The organism is Lentzea sp. HUAS TT2, assembly GCF_051853195.1.
Lineage (GTDB): Bacteria > Actinomycetota > Actinomycetes > Mycobacteriales > Pseudonocardiaceae > Lentzea.
On sequence record NZ_CP196667.1, the window covers coordinates 1973203 to 1990832 of the forward strand.

The window sequence follows — 17630 nt, forward strand, 5'->3', positions numbered from 1 at the left end:
CCCTACTTTCCGCATCCCGGAAGCCACGCGGGGACCTTTCGTACTCCATGTGAGTACGAAAGGTCCCCGCGTGCGATCAGACGGGGTGTGCGGTCACGGTGCCGTGAGCGCCGCGTAGCCCGGCTTGACCAGCTCGTTGATGATCGCCAGCCGCTCGTCGAACCCGAGGAACGCCGACTTCATCGCGTTGATCGTGAACCACTGCAGGTCGGCCCAGCCGTAGCCGAACGTCTCCACCAGCGCGGCGAACTCGCTCGACAGGCTGCAGTCGCTCATCAGGCGGTTGTCGGTGTTGACGGTGACGCGGAACCGCAGCTTCGCGAGCAGGCCGATCGGGTGGTCGGCCAGCGTCGCGGCGGCGCCGGTCTGCAGGTTCGAGGTCGGGCACATCTCGAGCGGGATGCGGCGGTCGCGGACGTACGCGGCCAGGCGTCCCAGCTGAACGGTGCCGTCGCCGGACACCTTGATGTCGTCGACGATCCGCACGCCGTGGCCGAGCCGTTCGGCACCGCAGTGCTGGATCGCCTCCCAGATGGACGGCAGGCCGAACGCCTCACCGGCGTGGATGGTGAAGTGCGCGTTCTGCTGGCGCAGGTACTCGAACGTGTCGAGGCCCCTGGTGGGAGGGAAGCCGGCCTCCGGGCCCGCGATGTCGAACCCGACGACACCGAGGTCGCGGTAGCGGACGGCGAGCTCGGCGATGCGCAGCCAGCCCTCGTTCTGGCGCATGGCGCACAGCAGGGTGCCGACGCGGATCTTGCGACCGGTCTCGGCGACGCGGGCGGAGCCGACGCGGAAGCCCTCCTGGACGGCCTCGACGACCTGCTCCAGCGAGAGGCCCTTCTCGGTGTTCAGCTCGGGCGCGTAGCGGATCTCGGCGTAGACGACCCCGTCTGCGGCCAGGTCCTCCACGGCCTCGGCGGCGACGCGGACGAGTGAGGCCTCGTCCTGCATGACACCGCACGTGTGGGCGAAACCTTCGAGGTAGCGCACCAGGGAGCCGGAGTTGGCGTTGTCGCGGAACCAGCCGCCGAGGACGCCCGCGTCTGTGGTGGGCAGGCCCTGGTAGCCGGTGGCATCGGCGAGTTCGATCACCGTCTGCGGGCGGAGGCCACCGTCGAGGTGGTCGTGCAGCAGGACCTTCGGCGCGCTGCGGATGGTCTCCAAGGTAAGCGGCGTGGACATTGCTACACGTTACTCCAGGCGCCGCACCCCGCTGAGGTGCAACGCGTGCCACCGAACCACCCACCCGTTGGGCCGGATGCGCGCGACACGCCGCCTCGAAGCTGGGCAAAATGATCTTGTCGTCGATATGATCATTTGCTGGGTCAACGTCGTTGCAGATCCGTGATCAGCAACTTTCTGCAACCAACGCGCGGCTTGAGTCACCCCAAGGTAGGAACATCATCAGTGGCTACTGCGTGCTTTCGGCCGGTCACTTGGCGTTCAGAGTAGTGGGGTAACCTGATCGGGTTAGTTGCCCGTCCGCACCCGGCCTTTTTCTGGCGGGGGTGGTACAGCGACGTCCCGTGACGCGGATAGGCTCCCGTGGTCTCCCCCTCCCCTGGACGAAGGCACTCAGCCGTGACAGAGAACAACAACTCCACGATGTCCTTCGATCGGATGCGCAACATGCTCACGCGCGCCGCGGAGATCCGTGAGAGCGAGCAGCAGCAGATCTTCGACGCGCTGGACGAGATCCACGCCCGGATGTCGCCTCTGGAGTCGCTGGGTTCGGTTCGCAAGCGCCTGTCGGAGCTGCCGGACCGCACCGAGGTCAGCGTTCTCGCTGAGCGCCTGGACGAGGCCCTCGCCAAGCTGGAGGCCCAGGACACCGCCGTCGCCGACATCGGTCGCGCGGTCGACGCCCTGGTGGACAAGCTCGCCAAGCCCTTCGCCCAGCTGGACGGCCGCCTCGACGGCGTCGCCGGCCGCTTCGAAGGTGTCGCGGGCCGCATGGACGGTCTCGAGGACAAGCTCTCGAGCATCCACAAGCGCATCGACGACCTCGACGGCCACCTGGACAAGCAGGACGGCAAGGTCGACGCGATCCCCGCCGCCGTCACCAACCCGCTGCGCGAGCGCGTCGAGGCACTCGAGGCCGCGCTGCGCGGCCGTCTCGACGAGGTCGACGAGGGCGTGCACGAGCACCTCGACGGCACCCGCGAGGCCCTGCAGAAGATCCTCGCCGAGTCGTTCTCCGGCATCCACGGCCGCGCCGACGAGCAGCGTGAGGCCCTCGCCGCTGCCCGCGCCGAGCTGACCAACGCCGTCGCCGAGAGCCGCGCCGCCGTGACGTCCGCCGTGTCCGACAGCCGCACCGAGGTCGTGTCCGCGGTCACCGAGCGCCACAACCAGCTCTCCCAGTCCCTGGTCGAGACCCGCGACTCGCTGGCAGGAGCCGTGGCGGAGACCCGCGGCCAGCTGGCGGGCACCGTGGCCGAGACCCGCGACGCCCTGACCGCGTCCCTCACCGAGACCCGCGACTCGCTGACGACGTCGCTCGCCGACACCCGCACCGAGCTCGCGTCCGCCGTCGCCGACACGCAGAACGTCGTCAACGGCAAGCTGGACGAGGCCCGCACCGCCCTGTACGCGGCGATCGAGCAGTCCCGCGACCAGGTCGACGCGGCCGACCGCCTCGAGTCCCTGGCCCGCCGCCTGGAGCTCGTCACCTCGCAGCTCGACAACATGACCAACCGCCTCGACAAGGTCGAGGACGGCTTCGTCGCCCGCATCTCCGAGCTCGGCGGCACCGTCGACGCGAGCCTGACCAAGGTCGCCGAGACCGTCGGCGCCCGCCCGGACGCCGACGCGCTGCAGTCCCTGGTCCGCAAGTCGAACCAGGAATCCGAACTGCGCATCGGCGGCCAGCTGGACGAGGCCATGGCCACCTTCGCCGAGCTCATCCTCGGCGGCGGCTCGCCCACGCCTCCCCCGCCGCCCACCGCACTGCCGCGGCCGCAGCGCCGCACCCGCAAGAACGGCGGCCCGAAGCCGGCGAACGGTGGCAAGGACATGGACGACGACGACCTGGCGGCCGAGGGCGCCTGATCGTCATTGCGTGAGAACGGCCTCGGAGCAACGTCGCTCCGGGGCCGTTCGCCTTTCGCGGCCTAGGCTCGCCGGGTGACGAACGACGCCTGGACCGAGATCCCCGACCAGCGCTACCGGCGGCTGTGGGACGAGTTCGACCAGCGGTTCCAGTTCAAGCCGAGCATCTACCCGAAGGACTGGCCGTCCATCGCGGAGCCGCGGGGGTCGGTCACGCTGGACCTGGCGGGGATCTTCCAACCGGACCACTTCGAGGCGGGCTGCCGGCGGGTCGACGAGGTGGTCCTGGCGTCGTTGCAGCGGGTGTTCGACGAGCAGACGGCCCTGCTGGCCCTGGACTGGCAGCACCCCGCGTACGAGTTCCGGCCGCACCGGCACACCGGGGCGTTCACCTGGCCGGAGTCGCCGCTGTCCCCGTTCCCCGACGGCGACTACCACATCTTCCTGACCGAGGACATGGACCAGGGCACCTTCGGCCACCCCTGGGAACACACGCTGTGCGTGTGGGGCGATGACCTGGTCAGCGACCTCGTGCCCGAGCTGGGACTCCCGGTCAAGCGCTCCCGGCGTTGAACCGGCGGCCGCCCCGACACGTGACCATGACGAGAGCGCTCACACGCCCGTAGTTATGCTCGCGGCAATCTGGGGGCGTCCAGAAGGGATAGTCCGTGCAGCAACAGCGACTAGTCGCCAACCGCTACGCACTGCTCGCGGAGCTCGGCCGCGGCGCGATGGGTGTCGTGTGGCGTGCCCAGGACCAGCTGCTCGGCCGGGCGGTCGCCCTCAAGGAGCTGCATCCTCCGCAGGGCATCGCCGCCGAGGAGTTCGCCGTGCTGGAGGAGCGCATGCTCCGCGAGGCGCGGACGGCCGGCAGGCTGAACCACCCGGCTGTGGTCACCGTCTACGACATCGTCCGCGAGGACGGCCGCACCTACCTCGCGATGGAGCTGGTCGACGCGCTCGACCTCGCCACCATCGTGAAGCGGCACGGCCCGCGCGACTCGATGTGGATGGCGAACGTGGCGTTGCAGGTGCTGGGTGCGCTGGAGACCGCGCACGCGGCGGGCATCGTGCATCGGGACGTCAAGCCCAGCAACATCATGGTGCGGCCGGACGGGGCGGTGAAGCTCACGGACTTCGGCATCGCGCAGGCCATGGACGACCCGCGGCTCACGCACAACGGCGGCATCGTCGGTTCGCCCGCGTACATGTCGCCCGACCGGCTGCACGGCTGGGAGGCCTCGCCCGCGTCCGACCTGTGGGCGCTCGGTGTCACGATGGCGAACGCCGTCGAGGGGATCAGCCCGTTCGAGCGCACGTCCACGGCGTCGACGTTGCACGCGATCATGAACGAGCCGCCGGTGCTGCGGCTGGCCTCGCCCCAGGTCGCGGAGGTCATCCGCGGGCTGCTGACGGTCGACCCCGCGCGCCGGCTGACCGGGCCCCAGGCGCGTCAGATGCTGCTCGCGATCGTCCAGGGCACCGCACCGGTTCCCTTGCAGCACAACAACAACGGCAAGAAGAAGAGCAACACGGCGGTCAAGATCGCCGCCGTGGTCGCGGGCGTCGCGGTGCTCGCCGGTGCCGCGTTCGCGGGGTACCAGGTCTTCAAGCCGAAGGACTCCACGACGAACAACGCGGGGCCGAGCAACACCCCGGCCAGCGAGAACTCCAGCGAGTGGACCGAGTCCGCGGCACTGCCGGTAGGTGCTCCGCTGCCGTCGCGCCGCATCGCCACGTTCGGCCGGGGCGGTGACGTGCCCGAGTGGAACCTGTCGGGAACGCAGTGCGCCAAGGACTTCCTCACGCAGGGGTCGCCGGTGCGGCAGGACGTGCCGTGCAGCGGCCCGCACGGGATCCAGCTCTTCTCGGCCGCGACGCCGTTGTGGGACAAGCCGAAGGACATCGCCTACCCCGGCACGCAGTGGCTGGCCGACTTCGCCAAGAACTACTGCACCGAGCAGTTCAAGGTCATCGAGCCGAAGATCAAGGAGCCGATCGGCTTCACCGGGCTCGTGCCCACCCAGAAGGAGTGGGAGGCGTACAGCGACGCCGCCGCGCCGGGCCGCCAGGAGGTCCTGTGCGTGCTGTGGAAGCAGGACAGGTCGCCCCTGGCGGGCTCGCTCGTCGGCTAACCGCGGATGGTGTCGATCACCAGCGGCGAACGCTCCGGCGCGGAGTCGGTGACCGAGTAGGCGCCTTCCAGCGCCTGCAGGGCACCTTCGACCGCGTCCGGGGTGTCGGTGTACAGCTCCAGCAACGGTTGCCCGGCCTCGACCTCGTCGCCGGGCTTGGCCAGGCAGAGCACGCCGGCACCGAACTGCACCGGGTCCTCCTTGCGCGCCCGGCCCGCACCGAGCCGCCACGCCGCCACCCCGACGCCGTAAGCGTCCAAAGTGGACAGCACACCGGCAGCGGGTGCGACGACAACGTGCTTGTGCGAAGCGACGGGCAGCGCGGCATCGGGATCGCCGCCCTGGGCCCGGATCATCCGCGCCCACACCTCGTACGCCTCACCGGACGCCAGCACCGCGGCCGGATCAGCCGAGATCCCGGCCAGCGACAACATCTCCGAAGCCAGGGCCACGGTCAGCTCCACGACGTCGGCAGGCCCGCCGCCGCGCAGCACGTCGACGGACTCGGCCACCTCGACCGCGTTGCCGACGGCACGGCCCAGCGGCACCGACATGTCGGTCAGCAGGGCCGAGATCCGCACACCGTGCTCGACACCGATGGCCACCAGGGCCTCGGCGAGCGCACGAGCGGACTTCAGGTCCTTCATGAACGCGCCGGAGCCGACCTTCACGTCGAGCACCAGTGACTCGGCGCCCTCCGCGATCTTCTTCGACATGATCGAGGACGCGATCAGCGGGATGGCCTCGACGGTCCCGGTGACGTCCCGCAACGCGTAGAGCTTGCGGTCGGCGGGAGCAAGTCCTTCGGTGGCAGCACAAACCACGGCACCGACCGACGACAGCTGCGCCAGAATCTCCGAAGTGGACAGTGCGGCCCGCCACCCCGGGATCGACTCCAGCTTGTCCAGGGTCCCCCCGGTGTGGCCGAGACCGCGGCCCGAGAGCTGGGGCACGGCGGCACCGCAGGCGGCGACGAGAGGTGCCAGCGGCAGCGTGATCTTGTCGCCGACACCGCCCGTCGAGTGCTTGTCCACGGTCGGCCGGTCGACGTGCAACGAGAGCCGCTCGCCGGACGAGATCATCGCCTGCGTCCAGCGCGCGGTCTCCGCGGCCGTCATGCCGTTGAAGAAGATCGCCATCGCGAGCGCGGACATCTGCTCGTCCGCGACCGCGCCGTGCGTGTAGGCGTCGATGACCCAGTCGATCTGCGCGTCCGACAACACCGCGCCGTCGCGCTTGGCGCGGATGACGTCCACAGCGGAGAAGCTCATGGCAGGTCCTCCGGTCCGAAAGCGTCCGGCAGCACCGACGACATCGGCAGCACACCGGACGGCGTGTCCACCAGGCAGTCGCGACCGCCCAGTTCGTAGAGGACCTGACGGCACCGGCCGCACGGCATCAGCAGATCACCCGCACCGGAGCGGCAGGCCACCGCGACGAACCGGCCGCCGCCCGTGAGCTGCAGCTGACCGGCCATCGCGCACTCGGCGCAGAGCCCGACGCCGTACGAGGCGTTCTCGACGTTGCACCCGGTGACGATGCGGCCGTCGTCGCACAACGCCGCTGATCCGACCTGCAGCCCCGAGTACGGGCAGTGGGCGAACGACGCCGCCTCCACCGCCCGCGCCCGGAGCAGGTCCCAGTCGACCTCAGCCACGGCGGTAGACCAGTCCGTCGGCGGCAGGCATTCGCAACCGTTGCGACGCCACGGCCAGCACGGCCAGCGTCACCATGTGCGGCGCGTACGACACGAACTCGCTGGGGATCTCGTCGAGGCTGATGTACAGCAGGTACATCAGCACGGCCACCACGATCGCCGACGCCGCGGAGAACCACTTCTGGCGGATGAGCTGCCAGACCACGATCACCGCGAGCAGCAGCACCACGCCGTAGACCAGCGCCAGCACCGTCTCGCCGCCCGAACGCAGCTGCAGGCCGTCGGCGTAGCCGAACAGCGCCGCACCACCGAGCAGACCGCCGGGCCGCCAGTTGCCGAAGATCATCGCGGCGAGGCCGATGTACCCGCGGCCGCCGGTCTGACCCTCCAGGTAGGACAGCTGGCCGGGGTTGAGCACCAGCGCGGCGCCACCCAGGCCGGCGAGACCACCGGAGACGATCACGGCGACGTACTTGTGGAAGTACACCTTCACGCCCAGCGAGTCCGCCGCGTGCGGGTTCTCGCCGACCGAGCGCAGGCGCAGGCCGAAACGGGTGCGCCAGAGCAGCCAGTACGACAGCGGCAGCAGCAGGATCGCGATCATCGTCAGCGGCGAGACACCGGTGACCAGGCCGCGCAGGATGCCTGCGACGTCCGAGATGAACAGCCGCTGGCCCGCCTCGAGCTCGCCGAGCCAGTCACCGAGGCCCGCCGCCGAGAACGTGTCGAACGACTGGACCGGGGGCGACTGCCGCGGGTTGTTCGACAGCGGCAGGAAGATCAGCGTCGACAGGTACTTCGTCAGACCGGCGCCGAGCAGGTTGATCGCCACACCGGAGACGATGTGGTTGACGCCGAACGTGACCGTGGCGACCGCGTGCAGCAGGCCGCCCAGCGAACCGAACACGACGGCCGCGACGAGAGCGGCCCACGGGCCCCACTGGTAGCCGGCCCACGCCGCGCCCCAGGTGCCCATGATCATCATGCCTTCGAGGCCGATGTTGACCACGCCGGCGCGTTCCGCCCACAGGCCGCCGAGACCGGCGAGCAGGATCGGCAGCGCGAGCCGGACCGCGGTCTGGGTCGTGCCGGACGACGTGAGCTGCGGGAACCCGGTCTGCATCGACGTGATCGACAGCAACGCGATCGCGCCTGCGACACCGAGCATGGCCACGGCCCAGCCGGGCATCTTGCGCTTGCGAGGCGCCGCCGGGATGTGCGGCTTCTCCTCCAACGTCGAGATCACGCCGCACCTCCGACAGTTCCGAGCTCACGGCCGACGCGACGCTGCTCGGCGGCGAGCTCGAAGCGGCGCACCACCTCGTAGGCGACGACGACCGACAGGACGATCGAGCCCTGCATGATGGTGACGATCTCCCTGGGCACCCCGACGTTGTCGAGCGCGAGGCCCGACTTGTCGAGGAACGCCCAGAGCAGCGCGCCGAACGCGATGCCACCGGGGTGGTTGCGGCCGAGCAGCGCGATCGCGATGCCCGAGAAACCGATGCCGGCGGAGAAGTTCAGGCTGAACGTGTGGTCGCGGCCGAGCAGTTCCGGCAGCGAGATCAGGCCCGCGATGGCGCCCGAGAGCAGCATCGAGACCAGCACCATCTTCTTGGCGTTGACACCACCGGCCGACGCGGCGGTCGAGGACTCGCCGGAGGCGCGCAGCTCGAAGCCGAACCGGGTCTTGTTCATCATGACCCAGTAGCCGATGCCCAGTGCGATGGCCACGAAGATGAAGCCGAACATCGTGCCGCTGCCACCGAACGAGATGCCGGGCATCCAGCCGCTCTCCGGGATCTCGGGAGTGCGGATGTTGTTGCCCCGCAGCTCACCGAAGACGTCCCGGCGGATCAGGTAGGCGGACAGGCCGATCGCCAGCCCGTTCATCATGATCGTCGAGATGACCTCGTTGACGCCGCGCGTCACCTTGAGGATCGCGGGGATCGCGGCCCAGGCGGCACCGGCGATCGCGGCCACGATGATGATCACCAGCGTGTGGATGCCTGTGGGCAGCGCGATCGAGCCGCCGACGACCGCCGCGATGACGGCCGCGACGCGGTACTGGCCCTCGACACCGATGTTGAACAGGTTCATCTGGAACCCGATCGCCACCGCGAGCGCCGCGATGTAGTAGATGCCCGTCGAGTTGAGGATGTCGACGAACGTCGTGCCCTTGCCGACCTGCGTCACCATCGCACCGAACGCGCTGAGCGGGTTCGCGCCGGAGATGACGAGCGCCACGCCGCACAACAGCAGTGAGAAGACGATCGCCAACGCGGGCGGCAGGAGTTTGCCGCGCAGGTGTCCCATCAGTGCTCGCCTTCCTCGACGACAGCGGTCTCCTGGACCGCTGCGCTCGTGCTGCCCGCACCCGTCATCGCGCTGCCGAGGTCCTCGGGCGTGACCGTGTTCGGGTCTGCGTCGGCCACCAGGCGTCCGCGCAGCATGACCTTGATCGTGTCCGACAGGCCGATCAGCTCGTCCAGGTCGGCGGAGATCAGCAGCACGGCGAGACCCGCCGCACGGGCGCGCTTGATCTCGTCCCAGATCAGCGCCTGCGCGCCGACGTCCACACCGCGGGTCGGGTGCGAGGCGATCAGCAGGACCGGGTCGCCGGACAGCTCGCGGCCGACGACGAGCTTCTGCTGGTTGCCGCCGGAGAGCGCGGCGGCGGGCACGTCGATGCCGGGCGTGCGGACGTCGAAGTCCGCGACGATCCGCTCGGTGTCCTTCTTCGCGCCGTCGGTGTCGAGCCAGATGCCCTTCGCCGTCGGCTTGCGGGTCTGGTAGCCGAGGATCCGGTTGTACCAAAGGGGTTGCGTGAGCAGCAGGCCGTGGCGGTGCCGGTCCTCGGGGATGTACCCGATGCCCGCCTCGCGCCGGCCGAGCGTGCCCAGCTTCGTGAGGTCCTTGTCCTGCAACGTGATCGTGCCGCTGCCGGCCTTGCGCATGCCCATGATCGTCTCGACGAGCTCGGTCTGGCCGTTGCCCTCGACACCGGCGATGCCGACGACCTCGCCGGAACGGACCACCATGTCGACGTCGTCGATGATCGGCCGCGAGCCGTCCGGGGTCATCAGGCGCAGGCCCTTGACGTCCAGCACGACCGTGTCGGTGACGGTGGACTCGCGGGTCTCCGGGCTGGGGAGCTCGCTGCCGACCATCATCTCGGCGAGCTGCCGGGAGCTGACGGTCTTCGGGTCCGCGCTGCCCACGGTCGTGCCGCGGCGGATCACCGTGACGGAGTCCGCGATCGCGCGCACCTCGTCGAGCTTGTGCGAGATGAACAGGAACGTGTAGCCCTGCTCCTGCATGCCGCGGACGGTGTCGAAGAGCTCGTTGACCTCCTGCGGCACGAGCACGGCGGTCGGCTCGTCCAGGATGATCACCTTGGCGCCGCGGTAGAGCACCTTGAGGATCTCGACGCGCTGGCGGTCCGCGACGCCGAGCTGCTCGACCAGGATCCCGGGGTCGACGTTGAGCCCGGTCCTGCCGGAGAGCTCGATGATGCGCGCGCGGGCCTTCTTGCCGATGCCGTGCAGAGCCTCGGCGCCCAGGACCACGTTCTCCTGGACGGTGAGGTTGTCGGCGAGCATGAAGTGCTGGTGCACCATGCCGATACCGGCCTTGATGGCGTCGGACGGCGTGCGGAAGCGCACCTGCTCGCCGTTCACCTCGATGGTGCCCTCGTCCGGCGGCTGCATGCCGTAGAGGATCTTCATCAGGGTCGACTTGCCCGCGCCGTTCTCACCGCACAGGGCGTGGACCTCGCCGCGGCGGACGGTCAGGTGGACGTCGCTGTTGGCGACGACACCGGGGAACCGCTTCGTGATGCCTGTGAGCACCACCGCGGGGTGTTCGTCCGTCCCTATGGACGTGGAACTGCTCATCGTCGAGTGCTCCTCCTACCACGCACCAGGCCCTGTGAGGGCAGATCCTCACAGGGCCCGGCACGTGCAAACGACTTGAACTAGCGGGACTACGGCTTGTCCGCGACCTTGATCTTGCCCTCGATGATCTGGGCCTTGTAGCCCTCGAGGATGCCCTGCAGCTTCGCGTCGATCTTGCCACCCGACGTGGCGTAACCGACACCGTCGACCTTCAGGTCGAAGACCTTGGGCAGCGACGCGAGGTCGTTCTTCGCGACGGCCTTGACGAAGTCGTAGACCGCGACGTCGACGCGCTTGAGCATCGAGGAGACGATGACGTCCTTCGTGTCGGCGACGGTCGCCTGGTTGTACTGGTCGGAGTCGACGCCGATGGCGAGCACCCCACCCTGCTTGGCGGCCGAGAAGATGCCCTTACCGGACGCACCCGCGGCCTGGTAGATGACGTCGGCGCCCTTGTCGATCTGACCCTTGGCTGCTTCCTGACCCTTGGGGGCGTCCTGGAAACCGGTGAAGTCACCGGCCGGGGTGATGTACTTCTTCTCGACCTGGATCTTCGGCGCGGCGGCCTTGGCACCCTGGACGTAGCCGGCCTCGAACTTCTGGATCAGCGGGATCTCGACACCACCGACGAAGCCCACGTGGCACTTCTTGCTCTGGTACGCGGCGATGACACCGGCCAGGAAGGAGCCCTCCTGCTCGGCGAACACCAGCGGCGTGACGTTGGCGGCACCGTCGACGGCCGAGTCGACCAGACCGAACTTGACGTTCGGGAACTCCGCGGCGACCAGCTTCATCGACTCGGCGTAGGCGAAGCCGACACCGATGATCGGGCTGAAGCCCTCGGACGCCAGCTGGCGCAGACGGGTCTGCTTGGCCGACTCGTCCTCGCTCGGGGCGGCGGAGAGCTCGCGCGTGTTCTCCTTCTTGACGCCCATGTCCGCGATGGCCTTGTCGAGCCCGGCGGCGGCGGAGTCGTTGAACGACGCGTCGCCACGGCCACCGATGTCGTAGGCCAGACCGATCTTCAGCGCACTCGCGTCCACCTTGTCACCGTTGGCGGCGCTGGTGTTCGAGGTAGCAGGCGCGGACGGGGCCTCGGCGAACTCGCAAGCGGCACCACTGCCGGTGTTCGAGGTCGTTCCGCCACCCGAGTCCTTCGCGCAGGCGGCCATAGTCATCACGCTGGTCAACGCGATCGCGGCGACCGCGACACCACGCATACGACGACGCACGGCTCGTCTCCTCCCTGAGGTTCCTCCCCAACGACGTTGTTGGGTCCTAGACGCGGCACCGTACCTCTTAGTAACCAACCTCGTTGCCGTCAGCACCTACAAAGACCCCTATCGGTTACGCATTCGACGCTTTGGCCGTACCAGTGGTGATCAGTCGTGTTCGGCGCGTGGCGAAACGTCCTCTTCGGCCGCTTCCCCACGCTCGATCTTCGTCCGTTCGGCCCAGTTCCGCCCGTCGTTGAACCGGTCGCGGTGCGCCGCTCGTGTAGGGGGTGGCAAGTGCCCTTGCCGACGACGGCGGCCCGGACCAAGGCGGAGGTCCTGGCCGCCGTCCTTTTCGCACGCGGGGCCCTTTCGTACCGACATGCAGTACGAAAGGGCCCCGCGTGCCGAAAACTGTGGCGTGGACCGCTTTTCGGAATCGATCAAGACCGCTTGGCCGATCGACAGCGTGTCTCATCGATCACAGAGCGGGTGCGCCTGCTGGGTTGGTTCCAACGTGCGGGACTAGGATTTTCCGGTCATGGTCGGGAAGAACTGTTGCCGACCCACCACCACTGACGTTGGAGGTCGCGGCGCATGACCAGCGCAGGCGCACCCGAGCGGTCGGGCACCACCCGAGGGGGTGGGACGCTCTACCGCGGTGATCTGGGCATGTGGTCCTGGGTCGCCCACCGGATCACCGGTGTCCTCACGTTCTTCTTCCTCTTCACCCACGTGCTCGACACCGCACTCGTGCGGGTGTCACCGAACGCGTACGACGCGGTGATCGAGACCTACAAGAACCCGATCGTCAACCTCTTCGAGGTCGGCCTCGTCGGCGCGGTGCTCTACCACGCGCTGAACGGCATCCGGGTCATGCTGGTCGACTTCTGGGAGAAGGGCGCCAAGTACCAGAGGGTCATGCTCTGGACCGTGCTGGCCGTCTGGGTCGTCGTGATGATCCCCGGCTTCTACTTCATGATGGAGCGCACGATCTCCGACCTGGTGGGGGGTCACTGACCATGTCTCTCGCACTCGACAAGCCCCGCCAGCCGCGTCGCCCCGCGGCCCGCCGGGGCAACGGCGAGCTCTACAGCTGGCTGTTCATGCGGCTGTCCGGCCTGCTGCTCGTGGTCCTCGTCCTGGGCCACCTGTTCATCATGAACATCCTCGACGGCGGCGTCCACAAGATCAACTTCGGCTTCGTCGCCGGCCGCTGGGCGTCCCCGTTCTGGCAGTTCTGGGACCTCGCGATGCTCTGGCTCGCGCAGATCCACGGCGGCAACGGCGTGCGGACGGTCATCAACGACTACGCCCGCAAGGACTCCACCCGGTTCTGGTTGAAGATGCTGCTCTACGTGTCGATGGTCCTGATCATCTCGCTCGGCACGTTCGTGATCTTCACCTTCGACCCGAACATCTCGAACTGACCCGCGCGGGGAGCCCACCACAATGCAGTTCCACAAGTACGACGTGATCATCATCGGCGCTGGTGGTGCCGGCATGCGCGCGGCGATCGAGTCCGGCCAGCGCGCCCGCACCGCGGTGCTCACCAAGCTCTACCCCACGCGTTCGCACACCGGCGCGGCACAGGGCGGCATGTGCGCCGCCCTCGCCAACGTCGAGGAGGACAACTGGGAGTGGCACACCTTCGACACGATCAAGGGCGGCGACTACCTGGTCGACCAGGACGCCGCCGAGATCATGGCGAAGGAGGCCATCGACGCCGTTCTCGACCTCGAGAAGATGGGCCTGCCGTTCAACCGGACGCCCGAGGGCAAGATCGACCAGCGCCGGTTCGGCGGCCACACGCGCAACCACGGTGAAGCCGCCGTGCGCCGCGCCTGCTACGCCGCCGACCGCACCGGTCACATGATCCTGCAAACGCTCTACCAGAACTGCGTCAAGCACGGCATCGAGTTCTTCAACGAGTTCTACGTGCTCGACATCTGCCTGACCGAGACGGAGAACGGCCCGGTCTGCACCGGCGCCGTCGCCTACGAGCTCGCGACCGGCGAGATCCACGTCTTCCAGGCCAAGTCCGTCGTGTTCGCGACCGGTGGTTTCGGCAAGGTCTTCAAGACCACGTCGAACGCCCACACGCTGACCGGCGACGGCATGGGCATCGTCTTCCGCAAGGGCCTGCCCCTGGAGGACATGGAGTTCTACCAGTTCCACCCGACTGGTCTCGCCGGTCTCGGCATCCTGCTGACCGAGGGTGCCCGAGGCGAGGGCGCGATCCTGCGCAACGCCTCCGGTGAGCGGTTCATGGAGCGCTACGCCCCGACCATCAAGGACCTGGCGCCGCGCGACATCGTGGCCCGTTCGATGGCCCTCGAGGTGCTCGAAGGCCGTGGCGCCGGCCCGAACAAGGACTACGTGCTGCTGGACTGCACGCACCTCGGTGCCGAGGTCCTGGAGACGAAGCTGCCGGACATCACCGAGTTCGCCCGCACGTACCTCGCGGTCGACCCGGTCGTCGAGCCCGTCCCGGTGTACCCGACCGCGCACTACGCGATGGGTGGCATCCCGACGAACATTCACGGCGAGGTGCTGCGGGACAACGACAACATCGTCCCCGGGCTCTACGCCGCCGGCGAGTGCGCCTGCGTCTCCGTGCACGGCGCGAACCGCCTCGGCACGAACTCGCTGCTGGACATCAACGTCTTCGGCCGCCGCGCCGGCATCGCCGCCGCGGAGTACGCGAACTCCCGCGAGTCGCACGTCGAGCTGCCGGAGAACCCGGCCGCGAACGTCGAGGCCCAGGTCGCCCTGGCGCTGTCGGAGCACGGCCAGGAGCGCGTCGCGGACATCCGCACCGAGCTGCAGGCCACCATGGACGCCAACGCGTCCGTGTACCGCACCGAGGACACGCTGAAGACGGCTCTGCACGACGTGCAGGCGCTGAAGGAGCGTTACGCCCACATCTCCGTGCAGGACAAGGGCAAGCGCTTCAACACGGACCTGCTGGAGGCCGTCGAGCTCGGCTTCCTGCTGGAGCTGGCCGAGGTGCTGGTCCACGGCGCGCTCGCGCGCAAGGAGTCCCGCGGCGGCCACGCCCGCGAGGACTACCCGAACCGCGACGACACGAACTTCATGCGCCACAGCATGTTCTACAAGCAGGGCGACGGTCTGACCGCGGACATCCGCATGGACTTCAAGCCCGTGACCTTTACCCGGTACAAGCCGATGGAGCGCAAGTACTGATGACCGCCACCGCTGAAACCACTGCAGGCTCGCGCGGCTCCCAGCCGCCGGTTCCGGACGGCGCTGTCACGGTCACCGTCAAGATCCGCCGGTTCAACCCGGAGATCGACGACGAGCCGCGCTGGGACTCGTTCGACATCCCGGCGCTGCCGTCGGACCGCGTGCTGAACCTGCTGCACCACATCAAGTGGTACGTGGACGGGACGCTCACCTTCAGGCGCTCCTGTGCACACGGCATCTGCGGCTCGGACGCCATGCGCATCAACGGCGTCAACCGCCTCGCCTGCAAGGTCCTGCTGAAGGACCTGCTGCAGAAGGGCGACAAGCAGACCACGATCACCATCGAGCCCATCAAGGGCCTGCCGGTGAACAAGGACCTGCTCGTCGACATGGAGCCGTTCTTCGAGGCGTTCCGCGCCGTCAAGCCGTACCTCGTGACCTACGGCAACGAGCCGACGCGCGAGCGCATCCAGTCGGCCGCCGACCGCGAGCGCTTCGACGACACCACGAAGTGCATCCTGTGCGCCTGCTGCACCACTTCCTGCCCGGTCTACTGGACCGAGGGCTCGTACTTCGGCCCGGCGGCGATCGTGAACGCGCACCGGTTCATCTTCGACTCGCGTGACGAGGGCGCTGAGGAGCGGCTCGACATCCTCAACGACATCGACGGCGTGTGGCGGTGCCGGACCACGTTCAACTGCACCGACGCGTGCCCCCGTGGCATCCAGGTGACCAAGGCGATCCAGGAAGTGAAGCGCGCGCTGTTGTTCAAGCGCGTCTGAGCCTTCCCGGAAGGCTTCGAGGCGCCGCGTTCCCGTTGGGGGCGCGGCGCTTTGGCGTTTCCAGGGCAGCAGCCCGCCGTCAGCTCACCTCCACCACGTGCGCCGGCGGCCTGGGCCTGGCCGCGGCAGCCCGATGTGCCGCCTTCAACTCCCGCGCCACCACCTCCGGGCACTCCCGCAACCGCGCAGGCAACGTCTGCAACACCAGGATTCCCGCTGCCGCATAACGACTGTTGCGCGCGAGGGTCCGCGCGTAGTCCCGCGGCCCGAGGTGGAACGCCTTCGAGTCGATCTCCCAGGCCAGCCCCACGTCGTCGTACCAGGCGTCGGGCCGAGCGATGATCACGCCGTCGGCGCCGGCGATCGTCGCGTTCCAGTGCGGTGTGGTGAGGCGGATCTTGCGGGACAACCGGCGCGCGTCGCGTTCCGCCACCGATTCCGCCCGTCCGAGATCGCGCAGCACGTCGCGGACGAGCTTGGTGCCGAAGCGGTTGGTGCGGGCCTCTTCCGAGAGTTCTGCGAGCGTGCAGCGGCCTCGTTGGACGGCTGCGGCCACCAACGCGGTGGCGTCGTCGGACGAGCGCAGGAGGCGGCCCGGCGTCCACCACGGCGCGGGCCGCGGAGACCACCGGGAAGCCGCCCGCGTCGGAGGACGCGGGCACGGGTGAGGCTCGTTCCAGGATCAGCGTGCCGCTGCCTCTCATCGAGCCCGGCACGAGCAGGTGGATCTCCGCGCCTCGCGCTGGGAGGCCGTGGCGGCGGCACGCCTCGGCTCCGGTGACCACGGCTCCTGGGCCTGCGCGCAGGAGGGCCGCGGTCAGTTGTTGGTCCGGGGTGGGCGGGCCGTTGTGCAGCAGCACGACACCTGGGTGCATGCGCTGCCACGGCCCGCCCGCGGTGCACCGGCGCCACGGATTGGTGACGCCCAGTGACTTCAGGGCTCCGGCACTGATGACGCCGAGATCGCTGCGTTCGCGCAGGTGTTCGATTCGCACGTCATCAGTGTGACGAGGAGCACTGACAGTTCTCGGCGGTCAGCGCCTGGGCAGTCGCCTGGCGCGGTCGAGCAGCATCAGGATCGAGCCGCCGACGAGCATCAGCACGCCGAGCAGCAGCGTCCACACCGGCGAGGTGCCGGTGTTGGCCAGGCGGTTGTCGAGGTGCACCGGCGGCGTGGTGGTCACCGGCGGCGTCGTGAGCCACGGCTTCGTGGTGGTGGTCGTGACCGGCGGCGTGGTGGTGCCGGACGTCGTCGTCGAGGTCGGCGGCGTCGTGGTGGACGACGTCGAGGTCGTGGTGGACGACGGCGGCGTGGTCGTGGTGGTGGACGTCGTCGTGGTCGTCGAGTCCGTGGTGGTGGTCGTGGACTCCGTGGTGGTGGTCACCGGCGTAGTCGTGGTCGTGGACTCCGTCGTCGTGGTCGTGACCGGCGGAGTCGTCGTGGTGGTGGACGTGGTCGTGCACGGGGTGGTGGTCGTCGTCGGCGGGGTGGTCGTGGACGACGTCGGAGGCTCTTCACCTCTCGGCGACGGCGCGCGCCATCCGGGACGTTCTTTCGGGCACCACGCAGCGGCGCACACCTGGCCATCCCCGGAAGCCTCGGCCTCCGGCGCGGCACCGTGCAGCGAGACGACCGTCAACACTGCTCCGGCGGTGAGCACACCGATATAGGCGATACGTGACAT

General features: G+C 68.8%; 17 protein-coding genes. 8 read left to right on the plus strand and 9 right to left on the minus strand.

Annotated elements, in window-relative coordinates; genetic code table 11:
* Window positions 1-93: 93 nt before the first annotated feature.
* Window positions 94-1185, minus strand: coding sequence for an adenosine deaminase (locus tag ACSHWB_RS09685; protein ID WP_439661752.1), 1092 nt, complete (start codon window positions 1183-1185; stop codon window positions 94-96).
* 423 nt (window positions 1186-1608) lie between these two features.
* Between ACSHWB_RS09685 and ACSHWB_RS09690 the strand changes: the two genes are divergently transcribed.
* The 3 genes from ACSHWB_RS09690 to ACSHWB_RS09700 all read left to right on the plus strand — a co-directional run bounded on the left by ACSHWB_RS09690 (window position 1609) and on the right by ACSHWB_RS09700 (window position 5189).
* Window positions 1609-3054, plus strand: coding sequence for a hypothetical protein (locus ACSHWB_RS09690; RefSeq protein ID WP_439661753.1), 1446 nt, complete (start codon window positions 1609-1611; stop codon window positions 3052-3054).
* Between the two features lie 75 nt (window positions 3055-3129).
* A complete protein-coding gene (locus ACSHWB_RS09695; protein WP_439661754.1) occupies window positions 3130-3627 on the plus strand; it encodes a DUF2716 domain-containing protein in 498 nt (165 codons plus the stop codon).
* A 95-nt stretch (window positions 3628-3722) separates the two neighbouring features.
* Complete coding sequence (locus tag ACSHWB_RS09700; RefSeq protein ID WP_439661755.1) at window positions 3723-5189, plus strand: serine/threonine-protein kinase; 1467 nt, start codon at window positions 3723-3725, stop codon at window positions 5187-5189.
* Here the strand turns inward: ACSHWB_RS09700 and ACSHWB_RS09705 are convergent.
* The 6 genes from ACSHWB_RS09705 to ACSHWB_RS09730 form a co-directional block, all read right to left on the minus strand.
* Complete coding sequence (locus tag ACSHWB_RS09705; protein ID WP_439661756.1) at window positions 5186-6460, minus strand: thymidine phosphorylase; 1275 nt, start codon at window positions 6458-6460, stop codon at window positions 5186-5188. The genes ACSHWB_RS09700 and ACSHWB_RS09705 overlap by 4 nt on opposite strands.
* Complete coding sequence (locus tag ACSHWB_RS09710; protein ID WP_382409605.1) at window positions 6457-6846, minus strand: cytidine deaminase; 390 nt, start codon at window positions 6844-6846, stop codon at window positions 6457-6459. Before ACSHWB_RS09710 ends, ACSHWB_RS09705 begins: the two co-directional genes overlap by 4 nt.
* Window positions 6839-8035, minus strand: a complete 1197-nt coding sequence (locus tag ACSHWB_RS09715) for an ABC transporter permease (protein ID WP_439664556.1) — start codon at window positions 8033-8035, stop codon at window positions 6839-6841. The genes ACSHWB_RS09710 and ACSHWB_RS09715 overlap by 8 nt, the downstream gene beginning before the upstream one ends.
* Window positions 8036-8088: 53 nt before the next feature.
* On the minus strand, window positions 8089-9162 hold the full coding sequence (locus tag ACSHWB_RS09720; protein ID WP_439661757.1) for an ABC transporter permease: 1074 nt from the start codon (window positions 9160-9162) through the stop codon (window positions 8089-8091).
* Entirely contained in the window at window positions 9162-10742 is a 1581-nt protein-coding gene (locus ACSHWB_RS09725) for an ABC transporter ATP-binding protein (RefSeq protein WP_439661758.1), read from the minus strand. The genes ACSHWB_RS09720 and ACSHWB_RS09725 overlap by 1 nt, the downstream gene beginning before the upstream one ends.
* Before the next feature lie 89 nt (window positions 10743-10831).
* Window positions 10832-11962 carry a BMP family lipoprotein gene (locus tag ACSHWB_RS09730; RefSeq protein ID WP_439664557.1) on the minus strand — a complete coding sequence of 377 codons (1131 nt, stop codon included), beginning with the start codon at window positions 11960-11962 and terminating at the stop codon, window positions 10832-10834.
* Window positions 11963-12553: 591 nt separating this feature from the next.
* On the opposite strand from ACSHWB_RS09730, the gene sdhC reads away from it, so the two are divergent.
* Genes sdhC through ACSHWB_RS09750 form a run of 4 tightly spaced genes read left to right on the plus strand, consistent with a single transcriptional unit; the run spans window position 12554 to window position 15945 of the window.
* Complete coding sequence (sdhC, locus tag ACSHWB_RS09735) at window positions 12554-12976, plus strand: succinate dehydrogenase, cytochrome b556 subunit (protein ID WP_093591546.1); 423 nt, start codon at window positions 12554-12556, stop codon at window positions 12974-12976.
* A gap of 2 nt (window positions 12977-12978) precedes the next feature.
* Window positions 12979-13386: a succinate dehydrogenase hydrophobic membrane anchor subunit gene (locus tag ACSHWB_RS09740; protein ID WP_285643312.1), complete on the plus strand. Its 408-nt coding sequence runs from the start codon at window positions 12979-12981 to the stop codon at window positions 13384-13386.
* Between the two features lie 22 nt (window positions 13387-13408).
* Window positions 13409-15163: a succinate dehydrogenase flavoprotein subunit gene (gene sdhA / locus ACSHWB_RS09745; RefSeq protein WP_439661759.1), complete on the plus strand. Its 1755-nt coding sequence runs from the start codon at window positions 13409-13411 to the stop codon at window positions 15161-15163.
* On the plus strand, window positions 15163-15945 hold the full coding sequence (locus tag ACSHWB_RS09750; protein ID WP_439661760.1) for a succinate dehydrogenase iron-sulfur subunit: 783 nt from the start codon (window positions 15163-15165) through the stop codon (window positions 15943-15945). The genes sdhA and ACSHWB_RS09750 overlap by 1 nt, the downstream gene beginning before the upstream one ends.
* A gap of 79 nt (window positions 15946-16024) precedes the next feature.
* Here ACSHWB_RS09750 and ACSHWB_RS09755 read toward each other — a convergent pair whose 3' ends face one another.
* Window positions 16025-16501, minus strand: coding sequence for a hypothetical protein (locus ACSHWB_RS09755; RefSeq protein ID WP_439661761.1), 477 nt, complete (start codon window positions 16499-16501; stop codon window positions 16025-16027).
* Between the two features lie 478 nt (window positions 16502-16979).
* The gene (locus ACSHWB_RS09760) at window positions 16980-17129 is read right to left on the minus strand and encodes an LPXTG cell wall anchor domain-containing protein (RefSeq protein ID WP_439661762.1); all 150 of its coding nucleotides are present in this window, start codon (window positions 17127-17129) and stop codon (window positions 16980-16982) included.
* Between ACSHWB_RS09760 and ACSHWB_RS09765 the strand changes: the two genes are divergently transcribed.
* On the plus strand, window positions 17119-17616 hold the full coding sequence (locus ACSHWB_RS09765; protein ID WP_439661763.1) for a hypothetical protein: 498 nt from the start codon (window positions 17119-17121) through the stop codon (window positions 17614-17616). The genes ACSHWB_RS09760 and ACSHWB_RS09765 overlap by 11 nt on opposite strands.
* Window positions 17617-17630 lie beyond the last annotated feature (14 nt).

Bases quoted from the DNA above. Each gene is read 5' to 3' on its own strand.
- ACSHWB_RS09705 (WP_439661756.1), bottom strand. From the start codon at position 6,460: ATGAGCTTCTCCGCTGTGGACGTCATCCGCGCCAAGCGCGACGGCGCG.
- ACSHWB_RS09740 (WP_285643312.1), top strand. From the start codon at position 12,979: ATGTCTCTCGCACTCGACAAGCCCCGCCAGCCGCGTCGCCCCGCGGCC.
- ACSHWB_RS09725 (WP_439661758.1), bottom strand. From the start codon at position 10,742: ATGAGCAGTTCCACGTCCATAGGGACGGACGAACACCCCGCGGTGGTG.
- sdhA (WP_439661759.1), top strand. From the start codon at position 13,409: ATGCAGTTCCACAAGTACGACGTGATCATCATCGGCGCTGGTGGTGCC.
- ACSHWB_RS09685 (WP_439661752.1), bottom strand. From the start codon at position 1,185: ATGTCCACGCCGCTTACCTTGGAGACCATCCGCAGCGCGCCGAAGGTC.
- sdhC (WP_093591546.1), top strand. From the start codon at position 12,554: ATGACCAGCGCAGGCGCACCCGAGCGGTCGGGCACCACCCGAGGGGGT.
- ACSHWB_RS09730 (WP_439664557.1), bottom strand. From the start codon at position 11,962: ATGCGTGGTGTCGCGGTCGCCGCGATCGCGTTGACCAGCGTGATGACT.
- ACSHWB_RS09690 (WP_439661753.1), top strand. From the start codon at position 1,609: ATGTCCTTCGATCGGATGCGCAACATGCTCACGCGCGCCGCGGAGATC.
- ACSHWB_RS09715 (WP_439664556.1), bottom strand. From the start codon at position 8,035: ATGCCCGGCTGGGCCGTGGCCATGCTCGGTGTCGCAGGCGCGATCGCG.
- ACSHWB_RS09750 (WP_439661760.1), top strand. From the start codon at position 15,163: ATGACCGCCACCGCTGAAACCACTGCAGGCTCGCGCGGCTCCCAGCCG.
- ACSHWB_RS09720 (WP_439661757.1), bottom strand. From the start codon at position 9,162: ATGGGACACCTGCGCGGCAAACTCCTGCCGCCCGCGTTGGCGATCGTC.